The sequence below is a fragment of the Geobacter sp. 60473 genome, from assembly GCF_036323535.1.
Classification (GTDB): Bacteria; Desulfobacterota; Desulfuromonadia; order Geobacterales; family Geobacteraceae; genus Geobacter; species Geobacter sulfurreducens.
Window position 1 is genome coordinate 2434803 of record NZ_AP028967.1, and the last position, 22670, is coordinate 2457472.

Below are 22670 nucleotides of genomic sequence, written 5' to 3' on the forward strand. Positions count from 1 at the left end.
AGTCTGTCCAGACGGACACAAGAGAGAAGAAACGACAAGCCCCGGAGGGATGCTCCGGGGCTCTGGTCGGCAGGAAGGGAACCGCGGCGCTACTGCACGCGCCGGTTGTGTTATTTTCGACAGATGTCGCGGCCGGCATTGTCCTGCAGACGGTGCAGCCGCGCGCGTTCTTTCCCGGTCAGCGCCATCCGTAAAACCATCTGCTTCACATAAACCTCCAGCCCTGTGACATAACTGCAATCGTGGAAAATTTATCGCTCGCCGGAATCATCGGTTGACCTGTCCCGCAGAAACTCCCGTCGCTGCTCGTCCGTCATGGAGCGCCACTGCTCCTTGAACTGCCGCTTTTCCTCCGGCGACAACGAGCGCCATTTCCCCTTGATAACCTCCCGTTCCTGGGGAGAAAGATTCTGGAAGCGCTGGTACGAACGCTTGATGCGCTCCTGATCGGCAGGGGCAAGCTTGTGGAACTCCTTGATCCGCTTCCGGATCAGATCGCGCTGCTCCTGAGGCAGATCATGCCAGTGACGGTATCGCTCCAGGGCGTTCCGGCGCGCCTCGGGCGCCATTGCCCGCCAGCGCTCGGCACTGTCCAGCAGGCGATCCTGGCGCTCGGGAGGAAAACTGTTCCAGCGTTCGGCAAAATGCTGAAGAACCTCACGCTGCTCGGGGGACAGCCTTTCCCACGGCACCCCGCCCCCATCGCCCCAGGCAGGCGAAACCGCCATGCCCAGCATCATGCAGACCACAACCACACGCCAGCTACCCATCACTTCCCCCACATTCGGCCCCCGGGCATACGACCTCATTGATTCTCCTGGGCCGCCAGCCAATGATAGAATTCGATGTCCTCGTACAGTTGGATATGGTCATTGGCTGCAATCAACTCGATCTGCTCCGGGTCGTCCTGGACTGCCACGGGCACCGGCTCGACCGACGGGGAGGAAAACCAGATGATGCCGGCCACCGCGGCAGCGGCCAGGGTGGCGACCCCGCCCACCGTCACCCAGCGGGGGAGGAACGGGAAGTGACGGCGTCCCGCCTCCGCCACGGCCTTGGCCCGGATCTCCGCCAGCCGTCCTGCAATGGCGCCGTCCAGGTCGCCGGTGCTCCGGTCGAGTTCGCGCCTGACCGTTTGAATCATCCGCTCGTCACGCTCGTCCTGTTTCATGGTCCGTACTCCTCAAGCATGCCGCGAAGCGCATGCACCGCCCGCGAAAGATGGGTCTTGACGCTCCCCTCGGAGCATCCCATGGCAAAGGCGGTTTCCGCCGTATCGAGCCCTTCCCAGTTGCGCAGGAGAAACGCCTGCCGCTGCCGCGTGGGCAACTTGCGCAGAGCCGCTTCGATTGCCTGCCCCAGGTCCCGGTCCAGGAGCTGCCGCGCCGGATCAGGCGAATTCACGTCCGGGATCCCGTCCAGGGGATCGCCGCCGTCTTCGTCGTCGTTTCTGCCGAACCACGCCCGGAATCTGTTCCGCAGGGTCGAGCGCCGGTGCCAGTCCACGATCCGGCTCTGGAGCGTCCGGTGGAACAGCGGCGGCCACTCCGCCTCGGGTTTCCGCGCATAGTTTCTGACAAAGCCGAGCATGGCGTCCTGGACCACGTCCAGGGCCTCGTCATCGTCGGACGTGGCGAGCCGCGCCATGCGGAACGCCCTGCGCTCCACGCCGGCCAGGAACCGGTTCAATTCGTCTGTTGTATCCAGCGTCACTTCTCCTTGCCCGCGACATTTGTAGTTTATAACGTCCGGGCTGCTGTCCGGTTGACAGAGAATGGTTCCGTTGGTCGCGTTGACATTCACGGCACCGGTTTTACACTTGAGAACACGCATTTCTCTCACCCGCTTCCGTTCCCCAGGAACAGAGCTATGGTACCACAGGAGGAGCCATGGATCGAAGAACCTTTCTGAAGACTGCCGCACTTGGCGCCATGGCGGCAGGCATCGCCCGCGAGGCTGCCGCGGCCGGCAGATACTACCCGGTCAAGGCGGACCAATCTCTTTTCGAGACCATCAACCGCGCCAAGGATCCGGCCAAGAAGAGTCCCCTGGAGCAGAAGCACGTTCCGGTCATCACCGCGCCCAAGGCGGTCAAGGCAGGGGAACCGTTCACGGTGGAGGTGGCGGTGGGCGAGGTGGTCCACCCCATGGGGCCGACCCACTGGATTCAGTTCATCGAGCTCAACGTGGGCAACGAGCCGGCAGGCCGGGTGGATATGCAGCCGCGCGGGTTCCTGTCGCCCAAGGCGACCTTCACCGTGACCATTCCCAAGGAGGCGGCGCCGGAGGGAAAAATCACCCTGGTGGTCAATGAACGGTGCAATCTTCATGGTTACTGGGAGGGAAGCATCGACATTGCCGTGACCGGGTGAGGTGCGGCCCCATGGCGCGGATGGCGGCGCTGTCGGCCCTCATCCTTTGCCTCTGGGGATGCTCGATGCCGCGCGGCTGGGAAGCGGTTCTGGTCCTGTCCGACCTGTCGGCGGGCCGGGGCCCATCCGGCCTCAAGGAGCGGACCCCTCCACCCCGACGGCTGACGGTTCCCTATGTGGTGGAGGGGCGGAACTACCGGGGCGATCTCTATTTGCCCGGCGAACGGATCAGGGCGGGGCTCGTCCTCCTGCCGGGAGCAGCCGAGGAAGGCAAGGACGATCCGCGGCTGCAGGCCTTCGCCGAAACCCTGGCCCGGGCGCGCTTCGCCGTTCTCGTCCCCGACCTGGCGGGCTTTCGAAGCCTGCGGGCGGGAAGTCGCGACATCGGAGAAACCGCCGATGCCATCCTCTGGCTTTCTTCGCGCGCCGGACTTTCGCCCGGCGGGAAATGCGGGGTGGCGGCCCTGAGCTACGCCGGCGGCCCGGCGCTGTTGGCGGCGCTGGAGCCGAGGGCCGGGCAGCGGGTCCGGTTTCTGGTTACGGTGGGGGGATACTATGATCTGCGGAACGTCCTGACCTTTTTCACCACCGGCTGGTACCGGGACGGGGACCGGTGGCGGCGGGGCACGCCCAACGACTATGGCAAATGGGTGTTCGTCCTGGCCAACGCAAGCCGGATCGAAAACGCCCGGGACCGGGCGGCCCTCGAAAAACTGGCGCGGCGCAGGATGGACGACCCCGCCGCCCGGACCGACGATCTGGCCCGGGGACTCGGCCCCGAAGGGAAAAGCCTTTACGATTTCTTCGCCAACACAGATCCGCGGCAGGTCCCGGCGCTCATGGCGAAGCTGCCGGAGCCGGTCCGCCGGGACATGGCTGCCCTTGATCCCTCACAACATGATCTGCGCGGACTCACAGCCCGGTTGATCATCATCCACGGCCGGGACGACGACATCATCCCCGCCGCCGAGAGCGAGTCCCTGGCCCGGGCAGTGCCCCGCGACCGGCGGAAGCTTTTCGTTCTGGACGGGCTCATGCACGTGGAGCTGAAGCCGAAGTTAACGGACGCCTTCCGGCTCTGGCGGGCGGTCTCGGCCATCCTGCGGGAGCGCGACCGGGCCTGAGGAACGGCGTTACTCCTATCCCCGCCGGGCCAGGATTTCGCCGATGCACTCCATGAGCTTCGTAAAATCGATGGGTTTTGAGAGATAGCCGTCCATGCCGGCGTCGAGGCACCGGTCCTCGTCCTTGCGCATGGCATGGGCGGTAAGGGCGATGATGGGGGTGCGCCGCCCCAGGTCGCGCTCCCTCTCGCGGATCAGGCCGGTGGCCTCGTAGCCGTCGAGACGGGGCATCTGCACATCCATGAGCACCACGTCGAACTCACCCGCCTCCCATTTTTCAACCGCTTCATGACCGTCGCTCGCGGACTCGAATTCGAAATTGCGTCGCTCCAGCATGATCTCCATGAACTTCCGGGTAATGGGGTCGTCCTCGGCAAGAAGAATCTTCACTTTCCGTGCCTCCTCAGATTGAATAGAAATTATGGAAGGGACCGGCGCACCGGTGACCCCTCCGGCCGAAGCCTCGGCTATGCGAAGCGTATCGGTGGGGAGAAAGGGCGAGGACGCGGTCACCGCCCGCAGGAACGGGATGGTGACGGCAAAAGTGCTCCCCCTGCCCGGCTGGCTCTCGACGGCGATGGCGCCTCCCATGGCTTCCACGATGTCGCGGGTCAGCGCCAGGCCGAGGCCCGTGCCGCCGAACCGGCGGTTGGTGGTCCCGTCTACCTGGCTGAAGACCCTGAAGAGGCGTTCGCGTTCCTGCGGCGCAATGCCGATGCCGGTGTCGCGCACCGATATCCGGATCCCAGTGCGGAGGGGATCGGGCTGGCTCTCTGCCGGAGCCGCCGTTACCTCCACCTGCCCTCTGTCGGTGAACTTGACGGCGTTCCCGATCAGGTTCACCAGCACCTGTCTCAACCGGGCCTCATCCCCCACGACTGCCGCGGGGACGTCGGGCACCATGCGGACCGTGACGGCAAGTCCCTTCCGCCGAGCCTCGAAGGCCAGAATTTCCACGGCGCTGTTCACGCATGCCGTCAGGTCGAAGGGACGGCTTTCGAAGGCCATCTTCCGCGCCTCTATGCGCGAGAAGTCGAGGATGTCGTTCACCAGGCGCAGGAGGGCGTCGGCGGAGCGCTTGGCCATTTCCAGACAGAGACGCTGCTCGTCCCCCAGCTCCGCGTCGAGAACCAGCTGGAGCATGCCGAGCACACCGTTGATGGGGGTGCGGATCTCGTGGCTCATGTTGGCCAGGAACTCACTCTTGGCACGGCTGGCATCCTCGGCCGCCTCCTTGGCACGGCACAGTTCCTCGCGGCTCTCGTTCAGCTCCCGCTCCTTGCGCTTGATCATGGTGATGTCGGTGATTGCCGTGCGGCACGAGACCCGACCGTCGGGTGTCGCAAGAGGCATGCTCGACAACTGAACGTCCACGGATTTGCCGTTCCTGCCACTGAGGCGGAGCTCGCCGGTGACCCCCTCCCGCTGTCCGGTACAGCGGGCCAGATGGGACACGAAGGACGGGACGTCATCCTTGTGCACAAAGTCGCTGAAAATGAGCCCCCTCATCTCCCGGCAATCGACCCCGATCATCCCCGCCAGGGTCCGGTTGGCGTCGGCGATCACCCCGCCGGCGTCGATGGTGGCATAGCCGATGGGGGCGAAGTGGAAGAGGTTGGCGTAACGCTCGAGGGAAAGCTCCAGTTGCGCCCGGACATCCCGCAACTCCTGACTCGGAGCTTCAGGCGCGGACTGCTGCTTTTCGATATCTGTTTCCGGCATTTCCGCTGCCTCGACCCGGCTATTGCCGGAGACGTCTTCTGGGCCGGACTGGGTCATGAGGATTCTCCTCGGTGCGCGTTGGCCGGAGGCCGTCAGTGGAAGCAGCCGCGCGCTTCAGTGCACTGGATGGATCAGGGGTGTGTCGGCTGCTCCCGGCCGCAGTATCTGCAGGCCGTCTCGCGCCAGGGGATGAACTCACCGCAGCCGCCACAGCGCCGGAACTTACCCTCCACCTCCCGCAGCGGTTTATGGAAATAAATGACCAGCAGGAAGATGGGGAAGACGGCGCTCAGCAGGCTCCAGACAAAGACGTTGCGTGCCCGGTTCGCGGCCAGAATCCCCCCCGTCACCCCGGGAACGACGAACACCAGGAGAAAAAAGAGGTAGACCGGCTTCATCATCAACAGGCTCCTTTCGCGGGTGTACCGTCCCGGCGATGTAGTCATTATACCAGAAACGGAGGGCGTCTCATCCGGCCGGTTATGCGCTTCCCGCCGGCACGAGCCGCGTCGGCGACTCCGGGAGTAAAATCGAATCATTCCATGCCGTTACACAAAGCGTTTTTTTTGCTCACCCCTTGCATCCGGCAACTGACGGGATATACTTACGCATAGTTAAGCGACACCAATCAACCGTTCCGCGTTCACAGGCGAAGGGGCGCGGCAGGCGGTACCGCCAATCGGCGACAACCTCACGAAGAACAGCGCTGCGCAGGGACGCGCCACGCGAGCCAGGGAGGGCTCCATGTCACCGCCTCCGGCACACCCTCTATTCTCCCCTCCCCGGCATCCGTTCCGGCATCACCGCGCCCCCCTGCCAATGCTCCGCACCCACACTATCAGCCGGTCAAAAAGGAGAATGAAATCATGCCAAAGGGAATAGCACTCTCACTCGGGCTTAACGCCGTCGACCCGAAACATTACGGCGGCTGGGCCGGCAAACTCAACGCCTGCGAAGCCGACGCCGAGGACATGGCGGCCATCGCAGCGGAGAGGGGCTTTGCCGTCACCACGCTCATGACCAAGGCGGCCACCCGGGCCAAGGTCATCGATGCCATCGGCAAGGCCGCCAAGGCCCTCGGCAAGGGCGACATCTTCATGCTCAGCTACTCGGGCCACGGGGGGCAGGTACCGGACACGTCCAACGACGAGCCGGACGGCGTTGACGAGACCTGGTGCCTTTTCGACGGCGAACTGATCGACGACGAACTCTACGCCCTGCTCGGGAAATTCGCCGCCGGGGTCCGGGTGGTGGTCTTCTCCGACAGCTGCCACAGCGGCACCGTGGTGAAGATGGCCTACTACAACGGTACCACCGCGGCCCGCTCCGCCAGTCCGGACGAGGGAGAAATCCGGTACCGGGCCATGCCCCAGAGCGTGGCCATGCGGACCTATCGGGCCAACAGGGAGTTTTACGACACGATCCAGGAAAAAACGGAAAAAGTGGACCTGGCCGACGTGAAGGCGTCCATCCTGCTCATCTCCGGCTGCCAGGACAACCAGCTCTCCCAGGACGGGGCGTTCAACGGTGCGTTCACGGGACAGTTGCTCCGGGTATGGAAGAACGGCCTCTACAAAGGGAGCTACCGCTCCTTCCACAAGGCCATCGTCAGGCGGATGCCGCCGGACCAGACCCCCAACTTCTTCACCGCGGGGACGCCCGACCCGGCATTCCTGAAACAGAGACCGTTCACCGTCTGAGGAGGATGCCAGATGAAGAAAAAGGGGAAATTCCTCCTCTTTACCATGGACGAGTTCGACCGATGGCTGCTGGAGAACCGGTTCAGCCGCTCAGTCAAGCTCGTCCAGAACCATCACACCTACCTCCCCGGCTACGCCCAGTTCACGGGGAGCAACCACTTCGGCCTGCTGGAGGGGATGGAGCATTTCCACATGGCCGAACGGGGGTTCTCGGAGATTGCCCAGAACCTGACCTCGTTCCCCGACGGCACGGTGGCGGTCTGCCGCTCCATCGACAAGGTCCCCTGCGGCATCAAAGGGGCCAACCAGGAGGGTATCTGCCTGGAGAACCTGGGCAACTTCGATGCGGGCGGCGACACCATGACCCCGGCCCACCGGGACGCCATCGTAAAGATCAACGCCCTGCTCTGCCGGGAGTTCAACTTGAAGCCCGACACCGACTCCATCGTGTATCACCACTGGTATGACCTGAACTCCGGCAAGCGCACGGGCGGATCCGGCACCACAAAGACCTGCCCGGGCACCACCTTCTTCGGCGGCAACTCCATGGATGCGGCTGCGGCAACGTTCATCCCCCTGGTGGCCCAGACCCTGGCCCAGCTCACGGGGGGGACCGCGCCCAGTGCGCCTGTTCCGCTCAAGAGCGGCGAGGTTGTGGCCTCGAGCCTCAACGTCCGGGCAGGCAGGGGGACGGAGTTCCCCGTGGTCAAGGGGCTCAAGCGGGGGGTACGGGTCAACGTATTCGAAACGGCTGACGGCTGGGTCCGTATCCACCCCGCCGAGCAGCAGTGGGTGGCAGAGCGGTACCTGCGGTACGCCTGACGCGCCGGATGCGCGTATGTCCGCACGGATGCGGATGAAAGGAGAGTCCACGGATGGAAAAGGAAACGAAACTGACGGCGGAGACCGTCAAGGCGCTCCTGAACGAGGACATTAACCGGGAGGACTTCCAGTTCGTCCTCCAACAGCTCCTGGACGCCTGGCGTCCCATTCTCGAAGAAGAACTCAAACTGAGCGAATCCGCCGAACGGCTCGTGGCCGTGGCGGAAAAGCAACCCCACAGCTGCGAGGACGAGCAGCTTCTCGCCGACCGGCTTTTCGCCCCCCTGGCCACCGCCGACGTGGCCCTGCGCACCCTCACCCCCCAGGCCCGGGAGGCCCTGGGCCCCATTGACGAGTGGCAGTGGTGCCTGCGCAAGATTCTCTGCTGCCTCCGCTTCGGCTGGCTCCTCTCCCGCTCCCGCACCTTCCCGGTGTCGGTCTATTACCTCTACCGCTACTGGCTCTGCATCCGCCGACTTTTCCAGAACGATCCCACCGGCCGCCAGCCAACGCCTGAGGAGCGGGCCGACTTCCGCAAGCTCACGGCAAGCTTTGCCGAGGTCTTCAGGCCCTGGCTGGAGCAGGAGGCCAAGGCCATGGATCACTCCACTGAATTGGCCGACGGGGCCGTGTCGGGCCAGGTGGACTGCCACTCGGGGGGTGACGCGGCCGAAGCCCTGTTCGAGAAGTTCCTCACGGTGGATAACGCCCGGCTCCTCATGGGGGCCGAACTCTTCGAGAAACTGAGCAAGGACCCGCGCTTCTGGCTCTGCCGCTGCTGGTGCATCTGCGCCTTCCGCTTCGGCTGGTGCCTGGGGCGCTCCCGTTCGCTCATCGAACTGGTCCGCTGCCTGGTGGCCTACTTCCGCTGCCTGCGCCGCTGCTTCCAGCCCCTGGTCTGCGAGCTGACCGCTCCCGCCGGCTGCGTGGCCGAAGAGGTCAACACGGACCTGAAGGCCCTGGTGGTGGCCGTGAAGGGGACGGCCACGGGAGGCGGATTCCTGCGCTACGTGCTGGAGTGGTCCCGCGACGGCATTGCCTGGCACGCCTCGGACTTCCACTATCCCCCGATCCCTCCGGGCGGCGGCACCCAGGGGAACTCCCCCGTGGCGGGCGGGCTCCTGGCCTATTTCGACACCACGGCCCGGGACGAGGGGGTCTACACCATCCGCCTCACCGTGTACGGGGTCCAGGGCGCCACTTGCGTCAGGACCATCACCTTCTCCCTGTTCAAGCAGGATGTCCGCATCCTGGGCTTTGACGGGGCTTTCACCCTGGACACCACAGCCTACGACCCCGCGGCCATGTTCGTGGAGACCGTGCCGGCCCTCTGCACGCGCCCCTCGGGGGTCCACGAGATATCCTTCGGCGAATGCCTCTCCATCTGGGGAAGCGCCTTCGTGGGGGGGTGCGAAGGGCGGAAGATCAAGCGTTACCTCATCGACTACAAGCCCGGCTTCGAGACCGACCCCACCACCGGCGGCTGGATCAACATCTGGAAGGTGGAGTACAACACGGTCTGGCAGTACCGGGACATGAACATGCGCAAGGACACCTCGGTGCTGACCGCCTCCTGGGTCACCGACTGCGTGGTGCCGGTCCCCTTCCCCCCCTACTGCCTGATGAACGTCCCCGAGGCCCGGCTCGCACCCTCCTGCTGGCAGACCCACGTTTCCACCTGCGGCCTGAGCGGACTGGTCACCCTGCGCCTGATGGTGGAGGACACGGGGGGCACCCTCTACTACGACACCCAGAAGGTCTGGATCGACAACAAGCCCATCTGCGCCATGATCCGGATCGACGCGGTGCCCCGCTGCGCCGACATCCGCATCAGCAGCTTCGCCACCCCGCCCGACTGCGGAGTCCCCTGGAACCTGCCGCTCTCGGGCATCGCATGGGACGAGTACATCGACCCGGCCCTCCCCCTCACCCGCCCCAACGACAACTTCGACTTCTACTGGGTCAAGGTGAGCAAGCAGGGGGGAACCGAAGTCCAGATCCCCGTTTCCTGGAGCATGGGGAGCCCCTGCTTCTTCGGCACGAACCGCGTGGGCGATCCGGGCACCTCCTGCACCCCCTGCGACCCTGCCAACCCGCTCCCCGCTGCGGTCTTCGGCACCCTGGCCCAGTTCGACCTGCGGGCAATCGATCCGCTCTGCAGCGCATCGGTGGGCTACCCGGTCCCGGCCGACCTGCTCCTGCCCCGGGGCGAGTGCTGCGTGTACGTCTTCAAGCTCCGCGTCCAGGACAGGACCTACACGCCGGGCGGCCCCCACTGGCGCGAAGCCCTGTGGCCGGTGAGGATATGCAACGACCTGAAGCCGGCTTGAACCGCCGGGCGCCCCTCCGGCAACTTAGTGGGGGCGCCCGGCATTCCGGTGCAGTACGAGCGTGTCCATGCACGGAAAATCGCAACAGTCAGACCAAACTTCCCCACGGCTCGACCTGACCGCCATTCTGGAAGTACTGAAGAGCGTCGGCCTTGTGGTTGGGGGCATCGGCGGCGGCGCCATCCTCTTCTTCTGGATCGGCAATGCCATCATCGTGGCACGCTTGCGGGCCTACAACCTCTACGGCGTCGTCCACTACACCGACGAGTACGTCACCGAGGCGGGTTTTCAGTTCTTTCAGGACATCTTCACCTTTTTTCAAGATTGGAGACTGATCCCCTTTTTCGTCATCCTGATGGCCTTGCTCCTGCTGACGGTTCCCGTCGGAGGGGGCAAGGTCGCCCATGAACGTCCCGCCGCCGAGGGGCGGATCACCCGATCCGTTTCCCTGATCCTTCGCTATCGGATCAACTACCTGATTTTCCTGACCTTGGCCCTTTCAGCGGCCTTCATCCTCACCTCGGGCTGGTTCGTCAGGAAGCTCTCCTCCGACATCGTATGCCAGGAGCGTCTGCTGGCCGATGTCTCCCACGACCTGGGGGAAAAAATCCTCATCCTGCTGCCCCGCAAGGGTGCACTCGAACAAGCCGACGAGTTTCAGCAGCGCTTCTACGAAGAACTCACCTTCGGAGTGGAGCCGACCCTCCGCTGGCTGGACTATGCCCTGGCCGAGCTTTCACGGAAAGAAGGAACGGCCCTCTCGCTGGAGGTGTTCCAGAAACGGTTCTCGATCCGCGAGCCGTCACCCTTCCGCTCGGACGCCGATTTCGAAAAGTCGGAGACCTATGCGACACTGCGCAACATCTGGCTGAGCCACGCCCTGCAGCAGCGGCTCAGGGAGCGGGTCAACCTCACCCTCCAGGATTTCCGCAGCCTGCTGAGCGGTCACCTCACAAGCGAGGGGGACACCTCTTCGCTGGTCCTCATCCCCGCGAACTACGAACTGGCCGGCGACTCCATGAGGCGCCTGACGCGGCTGCGGGAGAACATCTCCGCCTTCTTCGTCCCCGGAGACGAGGAAACCGGCCGGATATGCGCATCCCTCGGCAGCCTGAAACCCATCGCCTTCGGCCAGTTCATGATCTCGTACTCCTTCTGGGTGCTCATCGGCATCCTCGTCTACCTGTTGCTGAACAGCACGCGCCTGATCCGCCTCCCCCTCTGGGAAGGAGGCTACTTCGTCGTCATCCTCCTCCTCTTTCTGACGGTGCTCATCACGCTTCCCACCGCCTACGGCCGGTTCAAGTTCGAATTCAAAGTCCAGCGATTGAAAGACATCGTCTTTACGGGGGAGGACAAGGGAGCCCACCCCTTGCGGAAAAAACTCGACGAGGCCCGGCAGCGGGGGGCGGAACTCTACATCCTCGGACCGACCAAGGGACGGGAAATCATCATCGGAGCCTTCGAGCACCCGGAACAGGCAGGTGCCGGCAGCACCCGGATTATCATGCTGGAACGCAGCGCCTACAGCTATATGAGCGTGGAACCGGTCAGGCCGGAAAAGATCCCCGGCATCATCCGCCTCCTCCGCCAGCAGGCGGGGACAACCAGATCGGAGAGCGTAGCCCTGGCCACGGAAAGGGGCGGGTCCGGCCCGCCATAGTCCCAAGGAGAAACCATGCGCAAGGGATTGTCTGCCATCGTCGTAGGGGTTGCCCTCCTCGGTCTGGGTCCGCGCCTCCCGGCCGACGGGGTGTGCGGTGAAACAGGCGAAGGAACCATTGTTCCGGGCCAGAGAATCGAGCGATTCAACATCGGCGATCCGGCCCCGGATAGCCGCACGCTTCGCGCTATCCGAAAAAGCAAGGGAATCGGCATCACTACGGCGGGCGGCATCATCGGCAGGATCACCGTCTCGTCGCCCAGATATGAAGTAGAGCGTAACCGCTTGAAGCCCGGCGCCACTCTGGCCGAGGTGCTGCGTTTCTACGGCAGGGGGGAAAAGGCGCTGAAAGGAAGCGTTATCGTGCTCACCTATGCGGACCAGGGGGTCGAATTCGTCATCGACCCTGCCGACGAGCGGATCAGGTCCATCACGGTCTTCAGGCCGGCCATCCAGAAACCGTCGGCAGAGCAGTATCGCAAGCTGTACGAGCATCGAGAGAAACTGAAGGCCAAGTGACGCAGGCAGCCGCCAGGGGGCCCACCTCCCGGCATTTCGCAGATACGATGGCCGCACGGCACGAAAGGATCCCATGAACACCGTCAAGATCACCTCCTGGAACGTGGCGCATCTGGAACGCTTGACCAGGGCGCATCCCACCGCCAAAGAACGTCGTCGACGGGATGCCGTGGTGCGGGAGATCAGGGAGCTGGCGCCCCACATCCTCTGTCTGCTTGAGGGTCCAGCCGGCGAAGCAGGGATCGATCTTGTTGCCAACGACTTGCTGGACGGCGAGTGGGTGGCGGTGAAGGCGGCCGACGGCAACTATGCCACGAGGGGTGACCAGTGGATATGGTTCCTCGTCCGCCGGGAGCTGGCGGACCGGGCGTCGCTCCTCCCCGTCACCACCTGGGACGCCTTTGCCGGGGCCTCGTGGCCCTGCCACCTGTGGGGGGAATTCTCCCGGGAGACGCACCGCCACTACCGGCATCCCCAGGTGCTGGTCCTGGACTGGCACGGCCTGCGCGTGGAGTTCATCGGCCTGCACCTGAAGAGTAAGTTCATCAACCAGGGTGAGCGGCTCTGGCGCGACGAACGGGAGCGGTTCATCCGCGAGGCCCTCACGGCCCGGATCAAGATGGCCACCGAGGCAGCCAACGTCCGCGCCTACATCGACGCCAAATTCCGGCAGGTGGGCAATCCCGCCCTGTTCGTGCTGGGCGACTTCAACGACGGTCCGGGCAAAGAGTATTTCGAGGAGCAATACCTCTTCTTCGACCTCATCGCCAATATCCAGGGCAACGTCTTCGCCACCAGCCGGTTCCTGAACCACGGCCTCTTCGACGTCCCCGACGAACTCTGCTGGACTGTCCGGTTCAGGGACTTCGTCCAGCCGGACCGTCGCCCCGAAATCCTCCTGGACCACATCCTCTTCAGCCAGGGGCTCGTGAACGGCTCCCTGCCGTGGCAGGTGGAGCCCCACGCAGGCAAGGTGGAACACGAGGCGCACGAACTTGTCAACGCCGGGCTACCCAAGGACAGCCAGACCAGCGATCACCGGCCGGTCTCGCTCCTGGTGACCACCGGGCCGAACCCATGAACGAAAGGAGGCAGCCATGAAGAAGCAGGCACTCATCGTAACCGTCGCGGCAGGGATACTCTCCCTGGTCGCCGGAGTCGCACCGGCAACGGACCAGGAGCGCGTCAGGGAGAACGTCCGGGGAAAAGTCCGGACCGAGGCAAAGGAGCAGGAACGGGTCTACGGCAGCCAGCTCATGACCAGGAAGGAGCGGGTCGAATACCGGGCCAGGATGCGGGCCGCCAAGACTGAGCAGGAGCGGGAACAGCTCAGAAAAGAGCACCACGAGCGGATGAAAGAAAGGGCCATGGAGCGGGGTGTGACCCTTCCCGACGAACCGCCGGTGCCGGGAGGCGGCATGGGTCCGGCCGGATTGGGTGCCCCCGGCAAGGGGATGGGTCCCGGTGGAGGCAGGAACCGGTAACCGTAACGGAGAGCACGGGAGACCCCCATGGACAAGCCCGAAACCGCCCCCCTGGCACCGTTCCCCCCCGAAGCTGCCTACGAACCTTCCCTCGACCGGCTCATGCGGCTCTCCGCATGGGCCGGCGCCATCCGGGGGGACGGCACGCCGGTGAACTTCACCTCCATCCTCGTGGGGGCAATTCTCGTGGAGGACGAGACCGGCTCATGGTTTGCCCGCTACGCCCGGGAAACAGGCGAACGGGCCGAGGCCATCGCCGACCTGGTGCAGACCTCCGAGGCAATGCGCCCAAGGGTTGAAGAGCAGGCGACCGGCGGCACCCTTCCCGAGGCCAGGGAGTTCTACTCCACATCGGTGCGCGACATCCTCGCAGCGGCGCTGCGGATCGCCACCCGCGACGGCGCCGAGCCCCGCCCCCTGGGAACGCGCCACCTGCTGGCGGCCCTCGCCTTCCGCCTTTCCGACTACCACAGAAAGCAGCTCATCGGCTGGGGAGTCGACATCGCCGCCTGGCAGCGCAGCACCCTCGACTTCCTCCAGCGGGCCTTCCCGTCGGAGGATTCCACCTGGGTCTCCCTGGCCCTGGAGCAGGCCGAGGCGCCCCCCACGGAACCTCCCCCCGCCGGCACCATTTTCAAGAGCTTTGCCGCCGAGGCACCCGTCCCCCCCGTCAGCGCCGGACCCGATGTCCTCATCGCCCGGTTCACCGCCGACGACCCCACCTCGGCCACGGACCTCATGGACGTGCGGCAGGAGGCCCGTGCCTTTGCCCGCCTCGCCGCGGGCCGCGCCATCCGCCCGCCCCTCTCCATCGGCGTGTTCGGCGAATGGGGCTCGGGCAAAACCTTCTTCATGAAGCTCATGCACGACCATGTGGAGCGGATTTCCCGCAAGGCCGACGCTGACGGCCCCTTCCACGGCAACATCGTCCAGATCCGCTTCAATGCCTGGCACTACGTGGAATCAAACCTGTGGGCCAGCCTGGTGGACTACATCTTCACCGAGCTGGATCGCTGGCTCAAGGACCGCCCCGAAAACCCCAACGAGTCCGTGGATCTCCTCTTCGACCACCTCTCCACCTCCCGCACCCTCAAGCTGGAGGCCCTGGACGAGCTGGTGCTCCGCCGCCGCCAGCGACAGGAGGCCGAAGAGCACCTGAAAACCGTTCGGGCCCGGTTCGAGACGGCCCTGGCCCGCCAGGCCGTGGCAACCACGGGCGAATTCTGGGCCGCCGTGGGCACGACCCTGGGCAAGGACCGGGAAACGCGCGAAACCATTGACCGCGCCGGAAAGGTCCTGGGAGTGCCGGAGCTCTCCGCCTCGGCCCGACAGATCAGCGAAGTGCTCCAGGAAACGGCCACCCAGGCCGGACGGTCCCGAGCCCTGGGTCGCAGCGCCATTGCCATGCTCGGTCGCCCCCGGTGGCTGGCGGCCCTTGCCCTGATCCTCCTGGCGGCCCCGGCCGCCGTGGCCTGGCTCCGGGATCTGCTGGGGCAGGCTGAGGTCCTGTCCTGGCTCAAACAGGTGAACAGCGCCGTTCTCGGCCTCTCCTCGGTCATGGCCTCCGTGGCCGGATTCGCGGGCACGGCCCTCAAGCGGACCGCCACCGCCCTGGACACCCTCGAAGGGTTCCGCGCCAACCTGGAAGCGGCCATTGCCGAGCGGACCGAGGAATTCAGAAAGAACAGCAACGAGGCGGCCCTTCTCACCGATGCCGAGCGCGAGGCGACGCGGCTCAGGAGCGACGTGGAGCAGGCCGAGCGCCGCCTGGCCGATGCCGACCGCCGCGCCGCCGAGGCGGCCCGCGACTTCCAGGGAGCCACGGCCCGGGGACGGCTCAACACCTTCATCCGAGACAAGGTCATCAGCGGCGACTATGCCAAGCACTTGGGGATCATCGCCACCATCCGCAAGGACTTCGGGCAGCTGGCCCAGCTCATGGCCGATGCCGGCCGCGACCGGGAACTGGCCGAGGAATACGAGCGGGCCCGGCGCGACTATGCACGCCGGGTGGAAGAACTCATCGCCCGCTCCGGTGACGTGCTGACCGATGAAGAAACCGCCGTCCTCAGGGCCTCCACCACCTTCGACGCCGAATCCCTGCGCCTGTTCGAGCGGATCATCCTCTACATCGACGACCTGGACCGCTGCCCGCCCGAAAAGGTCGTGGAGGTCCTCCAGGCCATCCACCTTCTCCTCTGCTTCCCCCTTTTCGTGGTCGTGGTGGCGGTGGATGCCCGCTGGGTCTCCCGCTCCCTCAAGGAGGTCTACCCGGAGCTCCTGGCCGAGACCGTCATCATCCCCGGCACCGGCGCCACGGCCCCCGCCCGTCCCGGCGCCCCTGCCGGCGAGGCGCGGCACGAGACCGCAGACCGGCGCACCGCACCCAACAACACCGATCGGGAGCGGGCCGCCTCGTCCCAGGACTACCTGGAAAAGATCTTCCAGCTTCCCTACTGGGTCCGCGCCATGGATGCCGACGCCTGCCGCACGTACGTCAAGGGGATCGCCACGGCCGATTCAGCAGCCCCGTCCGAACGCCCCCCCGTGTCGCCCGAACCGGCCCCGAACGCCATCCCCCCGACACCTTCGCCCCAACCGGCGTCAGAACAGACGCCCACCGAGACTGAAGCGGCCCCCCCGGTGGCACCGGTCGAGTCTCTGATTCCCGATGCAACACCCAAACCCGACACCACCGAGGAATCCTTCCGCGAGCACGAGGCCCGCACCATGACCCTCACCCCCCATGAAGCCGCCTTCATGGCCGAACTTGCCCCCCATGCCGGCACCACCCCGCGCCGTGGGCTGCGTTTCGTCAACGTCTACCGCCTCATCCGCACCAGTCTCCCGGTCCATGAGCACGACACCCTCGTGGGTGAGCAGGGGGAGCAGACCGCCTACCGGGCCCTTTTGGCCCAGTTGGCCATCGTTACCGGCGCGCCGGGCATCGCATCCGTTTATTTCGACCACCTGGCCGCGCTGGCCACCGGCAATCTTGCGGGAAGCAAGGAGAAAAAGGGACTCGCCGACCTCATCTCCGCCCTGGGCGAGGATACCCGCATCACCGCAGGCACTGAAGCCGCCCCCCTCCTGGGCGCGCTCCAGATCCTGCACGACAGTGTCGCCCCCCAGGGGCTCGGCAACGATCCCACACTCCTGGCCACCCTCCACAACACCGCCTCCGTGGCCCGGCGCTACTCCTTCACCGCGCGGCCCCACTGAAAGGAGATGCGGCAAAGCCCTCATGACAGCGCGGAAATTCCCGGAGGCCGGGCGTGGCGGCACGTGGGGTAAGTTCAAACACAACTGTTCTTTTCATGCGACAACCTCCATCTCATGGTTTTGAATTTAGCCAGCGGCACCGTTCATCCCTGACCGGCTCACCGTCTATGTGTTGTGGTTGCAATCATTAAATCAATAATTCCCCTGGCGGATTGAACAGTTGTCACCTGAAGTTGCGCAGCGGACCGGGCTTACTCCAGCGTTTTCAGCACGGCCTGGGTAACGTCAGCAAAACGCAGCACCTGCTTCCCCTTGTGGTCCTTGGCAAATGCCTGGGCATCGGCCTGCTTGCCAAAGGGAACCAGTTCCTTTCCCATGGGGCCGTACACGTTGCTGCCGCTGACAAAATAGGCCTGCTTGGCATTTATCGGCTTGAGGGTGTAATAATCATTGACGGTTATGGCGGAGATGGCATCCTGCTTCCTGGCCGGGGTGTACTTCCGCATGTTGTGGTAATAGGTGAAGAAATCCTTGGCGCCGTCAAAAAACAGCGTTGTGGAATCCCTGAAGGTGACCGTGGCTACCCAGTCCGGGTATTTGCTGACAAACATCCCGCATACCGGGCATTTGTCCGTGGCCAGCGGGGCCATGACGGCCGGTGGCGCGCCAATGGCGGCCGAGAAAAGCAGCAAAAGCGAAACCAATATTGGCGCCAGGCGCCTGAACAGTTGCATGCTGAGCCCCCTTTGCGATGATGTTGTAACCTGTGACCAGGCAGGCGCTATAGCTGCCGGGCCCTGCAATCATTCCAGAGGCACCTTATTACTCACGGGTTGTTTGCCTTGCGCCCGGCCTCGATGAGCCCCGCTTTTTGCCGTTATCCAGCTAATCGAGCGGAAGCTTGATGGTAAAACAAGCCCCATTGCCAGGGATTGAGTCAACGGTAAAGACCCCCTTATGACTCTGTGTGATCAAGGTATAGGAAACAAACAATCCCAGCCCCGTTCCGAAACCGACTTCCTTGGTTGTGAAAAATGGCTCGAAAATCCGCTTGCGGGTCTGCTCGTCCATCCCTGGGCCGTTATCCGCCACCTTGACAACAACCATCTGATCTTCGCGATATGCGCTGAGATTTATTTCCGGATCAGGGGTCCCATAACACGACATGGCCTGGGCCGAGTTCTTCAGGATATTGATCATCACCTGCTCGATCTCGGTCACGTTGACCTTTACCTGCGGCAGGTCAGGCGAGAAGTGCCTGACAAAGTTGATACTGTTAAAATTGTATTTTTTCATCAGGTCGTAATCATTTGCCGCCATCTCCATGGTGCGCTCGATGACAAGCGGCAGATCGGACAGCTTGTGTTCAGAATCGCTCTTGCGGCTGAACTGGAGCATATTGGATACGATTCTGGCCGTCCGCTCCCCGGCGTTGCGGATCGTGACAAGCAGCTTGAAAATCCCGCGCTTATCCAGGTAGCTGCCGACCTGCGGCAAGTTTATGCCAAGCCCGTCCGCAACGGCCTGATTGTCAGGCGAATCAACGGCCAGCCTGCGCTCGATGTTCTGCAGGTTCTGGATGATGATGCCGACCGGATTGTTGATCTCATGGGCCATCCCGGCCGCCAGGCCGCCGATCATGACCATCTTTTCGGTCTGAATCATGAGATCCCAGGCCTGCTTGCGCTCGGTGAAGTCTCTTGTGAACGATATCGACATGGGACCGTCATCAAAGGTCAGCCTTGTGATATCTACGTAACAGGGAAAACGCAGCCCATCCTTGCGCATCCCGATCGTCTCGAATTCAAAGGGAACCTTCCCGCCATCGAGGCATCGGCGCACCAACCCGGTGATCTCGCTGCGGCACTGCGGCGCGATGCGATCGCCGATATAGGTTCCGATCAGTTCCGACGGATCATTGAACCCGAATATTGTCGTATAGGCGCGATTGACATAGGTATAGCGCAGGTCACGGGACATGGAGATGCCTATCGGGGCATCCTCGATCAGGGTCCGAAAGCGCTTTTCACTCTCTTCCAGCGCCTTCAGCGCCTTTTTCTGTTCCGTGACGTCAATGGACATGACCGCTATTTTCACAACCGCACCAGCGTCGTTGAATACCGGGTAATAGGTGTGGTCAAAGATCAAGCCGTTGCGCTCATCCTCAAACCGTGCCGCGCGACAGGTGGCAATGACCTGCGCCGCCATTTGCTTCCGTTTGTGCGATATCCCGGAAGGGAGGTAAAAATCCCACAGACAGCTTCCCACCAATTTATTGGCGTCTTTGCCGGCACGCTTTGCGGCCGTTGCGTTTATGGCGAGAACAATTCCGTCAGGGTCAATGAGATAGGTGGAGTTATCGATTCCGTCCAGAAGCGCTCGTGCGGTTTTATCGCTGGCGCTAAGCGCCTCTTCGGCATGGCGGCGGTTCTCGATCTCGATCAGAATCGTGCGCAGGATCACGACAAAACTTAAAACAATGATGACAATGGCGGTAATGCTGACAATGATGACGGCAGTGGCGGATCTGGCCATGGTGTTTTCAAAGACCTCGACCCCCCCCTTGAAATCCTTTTCCGAGCACTGCAGTATTTTTTCAAAACTTTCCCTGGCCTTCATGGCCTTGGGGGTTATATCCCGTTCATACTCCTTGTAAGCCTTGTGCCGGTCTTCAGTGGGATTTTTGCCAAGCTCGGCCAGCACCGCCTTAGTTGAATTAAGCCAATCATTGGTGTCGTAATGTGCATTCGTTATCAACCCCTTGGTTTCGAAGTTGTCAGCGGCCTTATAAAGCAAATCGAAATGATTCGACACCTTGTCAGCAATGTCATTGACAGCTTTTATGTCCCGCTCATAGTCCCCCCCCAGCATGATGTCGCGTGACAGCCGGGAAAGGTAATTCATGTCACGGCTCAACTTGACGACGCTCAACTGGGTGATGATTTGATGGGTGCGAAGGAGATCGACCTCATCTGACAGATTGCGCACACTGAATATGGCGGTCAGCGCCATGACTGAAACACATGCTGTTACAACCAGCGCCAGAATACCTATTTTGAACCTGATGCTCATGGAAATTCCTGATTTTTCATGCGAGAGAGTATATGAACTTTACAGACGGTCTACTTTAGATATTCGCTGATTACTTCCGTCGCGTCCAAGCGACCGGTGATCTTGATCCAATTACTGTCGGGCGAACTGCGGATCAATGTGAAATAGTTATATGACATCTCTTTTATACTGAAGGCTTTCAGAACCTTGTCTATTTCTTCCCTGCTTCCCGTAAGAAAATCCCAGCCGGGTTTTGCACGATAGGCCTTAAGATACCCTTTCAACACCGGCGGCGTATCATGGTCGGGATCAACTGATATGGATACAAGCTGGACCCTTTGGGTATCCGGGGCAAGCCTGTTCTGAATGCTTGCGTACGTGGCCGACAGGACAGGGCAGGTGGTGGTGCAGGCCGTATAGATAAAATCCAGCATAACCGGCTTTTGGGTTTGCAAAAGGGTTCTCAGGCTCACCTTTACCCCGTTCTGGTTTGTAAGGACAGCATCAGGCACCACGAAACTCTCTATGCTTTTTTTATTCTTCTTGTTGCCGGCTTCTGTCTGGCGCACAAAGCCTCCAGACATGGCAATAGTCAGCAAGAGCGTATAAACAATTATCCGATTGATTTTTGGCATGTAATTTTGTCCTCATCCCTGCCGGAGACTGAAATGCATATGGTCACAACGAAACCTGCGGACCCTGCCGGGGGATTTTCTATTCAACAGGATACCCGGCGCTGAGCCAGCGAAAGATGCCATCCCTCATGACATATACCTGGCGGAATCCGAGTATGATAGCGGTGTTTGCCGCGATGGCGGACCGTCTGGAATCAGGTCCCGCGCAATAAAAGATCAGTATGGCGTTCTTGTCCTTCGGCAGAAACCTCTCAAAATCCTGGGTATCGATATGCACCGCACCAGGGATGCTATGCTCTTCCCATATCTCCTTGACATTGACATCAAAAACCACAACATCCGGCCGGTTTCTGAAACGGAGAACCTCGGCCATGGGAATTGGCTGGAAATAGTCTTCGGCAAAAAGAACCGCAGGCAGAAGCAGAAGCATTGAGAGCAAAATAAGGCATTTCAAAACAGACCTCGCTATCATTGTTGTGTACCCTGCTTTTTGTCGGGGACAGCCGATTCCACCGGATACCCGAGCTTCATCCAGCCGAAGATGCCGTCCCGCATGACATAAACCCGGCGGTATCCGAGCATGACCGACTGGTTTGCTGCAATGCCGCTGGCATCGCACAAAGGACCGGCGCAATAAAATATGAGCAGCGCTTTCTTGTCCACCGGCAGGTAGCGGGCAATATCCGGTCCAGCGATATGCACGGCGCCGGGAATATGATGTTTCTCCCATATCTCCTGAACATTGACATCCAGGACCGTGACACCTGGAGTTTTCATCAGCCGGGCAACCTCGGCCACGGGGATCGGCTGGTAAAAATCAGCGGCAAAGAGAACCGTCGGCAAAAGAAACAGCAATAGTAAAAGTGAGCTTTTCATGGATCATCCTAAAAGAAGTTCCGGCCCCGCTGCATGCTTCCTGCCTCATGTCTTTGCTTCCAGCGCCTTGAGGCCAAAGGTCCGGGTACACCTTGTTTGCACGACAGGTCACTTTACGGCAAGATACTCGATCTTTGCCTTCTGCTTTAATCCGGCAACATAATCATTTATGGCCTGCTGGGCCTTGCTTTGCTTTAGAAACTCCCCAATCCTCTCCTTTGCCTCACCGACAGAAATCACCTCGCTGTTTTTTATTTCAGTAAGTTTCAGTATGTGATAGCCCTCCTGCGTTTCGACTACCGGGCTGATTTCACCGATCCCAAGGGAAGCAGTCCCCTTTTCAAATTCAGGCACCATTTCCTTTTTGGTGAAGACACCGAGATCCCCCCCCTGCTCCTTGCTGGGGCATGATGACTCGCTCTTGGCAAGCGCGGCGAAGTCTTCCCCTACAAGCAACTTATTGCGCAGGCTTTCAGCCTTTTCCCTGGCCTTCTGTTTTTCCTCCGGTAGCGCCTGGGGGGATACTCCGATCAAAATATGACTTAAGCGCACACCTTCAGGTCTTTTGAACTTATCCTGGTTTTGGTCGTAAAATGCACGGATTTCAGCGTCTGTAACCACGATCCTGCTGATAACCCGGCTTTCCAGCAAATTGGCCACCACTATTTCAGTGCGCACGATTTCAAGCGCATCCTGCTCGCTTAGATTGTTGGCCTTCAAGGCAGCCACATACTCCTCTACCGCAGAGAACTTTGCCTTCCCCCTGCTGATCCTGTCGTTGATCTGCTTGTCCAGGTCCTTGATTTCAAGTTTGAGGCCGTCCAGGTACAGCAGCCTGGTGGCGACAACCTGTTCCAGGGCCGCCTCATCCGCCTGTTTGCGCACTTCCGCAGCAAGATCGTGAGACACGCGGTTCTGAGCCAGGAATATCCTTACGGCACGATCCACTTCGGCGCGGGTAATGGCTGTATCGTTGACCCTGGCAAGGACGTCGCCCCAGGAGGTCGTTGCAACTTCATCCATCTTGGCCGGAGCAGACTTTGATCCGGCAATTTCAGCCCCTTCCCCGGCGGCAACAACCGCCTGCCCCCCCAGGAGCAGAAGCAACATCAGAATATTAAGGGCACATTTCTTCCTGTTCATAGACATT

The 22670-nt window shown here is 62.0% G+C and carries 21 protein-coding genes; 10 read left to right on the forward strand and 11 right to left on the reverse strand.

All coding sequences use genetic code 11. The features are described from left to right. Positions 1 to 251: 251 nt before the first annotated feature. The 3 genes from AABA48_RS11020 to AABA48_RS11030 are packed head-to-tail and all read right to left on the reverse strand — an operon-like array spanning position 252 to position 1833. Positions 252 to 770, reverse strand: a complete 519-nt coding sequence (locus tag AABA48_RS11020; RefSeq protein ID WP_324311819.1) for a DUF3106 domain-containing protein — start codon at positions 768 to 770, stop codon at positions 252 to 254. A gap of 35 nt (positions 771 to 805) precedes the next feature. Beyond that, positions 806 to 1171 (reverse strand): DUF3619 family protein, encoded by a 366-nt coding sequence (locus tag AABA48_RS11025; RefSeq protein WP_338270265.1) that lies wholly within the window; start codon positions 1169 to 1171, stop codon positions 806 to 808. Then, the gene (locus tag AABA48_RS11030; protein WP_338270267.1) at positions 1168 to 1833 is read right to left on the reverse strand and encodes an RNA polymerase sigma factor; all 666 of its coding nucleotides are present in this window, start codon (positions 1831 to 1833) and stop codon (positions 1168 to 1170) included. The genes AABA48_RS11025 and AABA48_RS11030 overlap by 4 nt, the downstream gene beginning before the upstream one ends. Positions 1834 to 1889: 56 nt before the next feature. On the opposite strand from AABA48_RS11030, the gene AABA48_RS11035 reads away from it, so the two are divergent. After that, positions 1890 to 2372: a class II SORL domain-containing protein gene (locus AABA48_RS11035; RefSeq protein ID WP_010941381.1), complete on the forward strand. Its 483-nt coding sequence runs from the start codon at positions 1890 to 1892 to the stop codon at positions 2370 to 2372. An 11-nt stretch (positions 2373 to 2383) separates the two neighbouring features. Further along, positions 2384 to 3496 (forward strand): alpha/beta hydrolase, encoded by a 1113-nt coding sequence (locus AABA48_RS11040; protein ID WP_338270269.1) that lies wholly within the window; start codon positions 2384 to 2386, stop codon positions 3494 to 3496. 15 nt (positions 3497 to 3511) lie between these two features. Here the strand turns inward: AABA48_RS11040 and AABA48_RS11045 are convergent, their stop codons facing one another. Continuing rightward, complete coding sequence (locus AABA48_RS11045; RefSeq protein ID WP_338270271.1) at positions 3512 to 5275, reverse strand: PAS domain-containing hybrid sensor histidine kinase/response regulator; 1764 nt, start codon at positions 5273 to 5275, stop codon at positions 3512 to 3514. Positions 5276 to 5349: 74 nt separating this feature from the next. Continuing rightward, complete coding sequence (locus tag AABA48_RS11050) at positions 5350 to 5619, reverse strand: hypothetical protein (RefSeq protein WP_010941378.1); 270 nt, start codon at positions 5617 to 5619, stop codon at positions 5350 to 5352. Positions 5620 to 6084: 465 nt separating this feature from the next. Between AABA48_RS11050 and AABA48_RS11055 the strand changes: the two genes are divergently transcribed. The 8 genes from AABA48_RS11055 to AABA48_RS11090 all read left to right on the forward strand — a co-directional run bounded on the left by AABA48_RS11055 (position 6085) and on the right by AABA48_RS11090 (position 16958). Continuing rightward, positions 6085 to 6918 (forward strand): caspase family protein, encoded by an 834-nt coding sequence (locus tag AABA48_RS11055; RefSeq protein WP_338270274.1) that lies wholly within the window; start codon positions 6085 to 6087, stop codon positions 6916 to 6918. A gap of 12 nt (positions 6919 to 6930) precedes the next feature. Continuing rightward, entirely contained in the window at positions 6931 to 7740 is an 810-nt protein-coding gene (locus tag AABA48_RS11060) for an amidase (protein ID WP_286350512.1), read from the forward strand. Positions 7741 to 7793: 53 nt separating this feature from the next. Beyond that, positions 7794 to 10070: a hypothetical protein gene (locus tag AABA48_RS11065; RefSeq protein ID WP_338270276.1), complete on the forward strand. Its 2277-nt coding sequence runs from the start codon at positions 7794 to 7796 to the stop codon at positions 10068 to 10070. Between the two features lie 67 nt (positions 10071 to 10137). After that, positions 10138 to 11733, forward strand: coding sequence for a hypothetical protein (locus tag AABA48_RS11070; protein ID WP_338270278.1), 1596 nt, complete (start codon positions 10138 to 10140; stop codon positions 11731 to 11733). Positions 11734 to 11748: 15 nt separating this feature from the next. Next, on the forward strand, positions 11749 to 12252 hold the full coding sequence (locus tag AABA48_RS11075) for a hypothetical protein (RefSeq protein ID WP_324311835.1): 504 nt from the start codon (positions 11749 to 11751) through the stop codon (positions 12250 to 12252). A gap of 73 nt (positions 12253 to 12325) precedes the next feature. Then, the gene (locus tag AABA48_RS11080; RefSeq protein WP_324311837.1) at positions 12326 to 13333 is read left to right on the forward strand and encodes an endonuclease/exonuclease/phosphatase family protein; all 1008 of its coding nucleotides are present in this window, start codon (positions 12326 to 12328) and stop codon (positions 13331 to 13333) included. 16 nt (positions 13334 to 13349) lie between these two features. Next, positions 13350 to 13736: a hypothetical protein gene (locus tag AABA48_RS11085; RefSeq protein ID WP_324311839.1), complete on the forward strand. Its 387-nt coding sequence runs from the start codon at positions 13350 to 13352 to the stop codon at positions 13734 to 13736. Between the two features lie 27 nt (positions 13737 to 13763). After that, complete coding sequence (locus AABA48_RS11090) at positions 13764 to 16958, forward strand: P-loop NTPase fold protein (RefSeq protein ID WP_324311841.1); 3195 nt, start codon at positions 13764 to 13766, stop codon at positions 16956 to 16958. A gap of 251 nt (positions 16959 to 17209) precedes the next feature. Here the strand turns inward: AABA48_RS11090 and AABA48_RS11095 are convergent, their stop codons facing one another. The 6 genes from AABA48_RS11095 to AABA48_RS11120 all read right to left on the reverse strand — a co-directional run bounded on the left by AABA48_RS11095 (position 17210) and on the right by AABA48_RS11120 (position 22669). After that, positions 17210 to 17692 carry a nitrous oxide reductase accessory protein NosL gene (locus tag AABA48_RS11095; protein ID WP_286350519.1) on the reverse strand — a complete coding sequence of 161 codons (483 nt, stop codon included), beginning with the start codon at positions 17690 to 17692 and terminating at the stop codon, positions 17210 to 17212. A gap of 151 nt (positions 17693 to 17843) precedes the next feature. After that, the gene (locus AABA48_RS11100; RefSeq protein ID WP_338270283.1) at positions 17844 to 20030 is read right to left on the reverse strand and encodes a PAS domain-containing sensor histidine kinase; all 2187 of its coding nucleotides are present in this window, start codon (positions 20028 to 20030) and stop codon (positions 17844 to 17846) included. A gap of 50 nt (positions 20031 to 20080) precedes the next feature. After that, entirely contained in the window at positions 20081 to 20644 is a 564-nt protein-coding gene (locus tag AABA48_RS11105; protein WP_338270285.1) for an SCO family protein, read from the reverse strand. Positions 20645 to 20723: 79 nt separating this feature from the next. Then, the gene (locus AABA48_RS11110; protein WP_192905596.1) at positions 20724 to 21116 is read right to left on the reverse strand and encodes a rhodanese-like domain-containing protein; all 393 of its coding nucleotides are present in this window, start codon (positions 21114 to 21116) and stop codon (positions 20724 to 20726) included. After that, a complete protein-coding gene (locus AABA48_RS11115) occupies positions 21113 to 21520 on the reverse strand; it encodes a rhodanese-like domain-containing protein (protein WP_192905595.1) in 408 nt (135 codons plus the stop codon). The genes AABA48_RS11110 and AABA48_RS11115 overlap by 4 nt, the downstream gene beginning before the upstream one ends. A gap of 108 nt (positions 21521 to 21628) precedes the next feature. Beyond that, positions 21629 to 22669 (reverse strand): peptidylprolyl isomerase, encoded by a 1041-nt coding sequence (locus AABA48_RS11120; RefSeq protein ID WP_338270288.1) that lies wholly within the window; start codon positions 22667 to 22669, stop codon positions 21629 to 21631. Position 22670 lies beyond the last annotated feature (1 nt).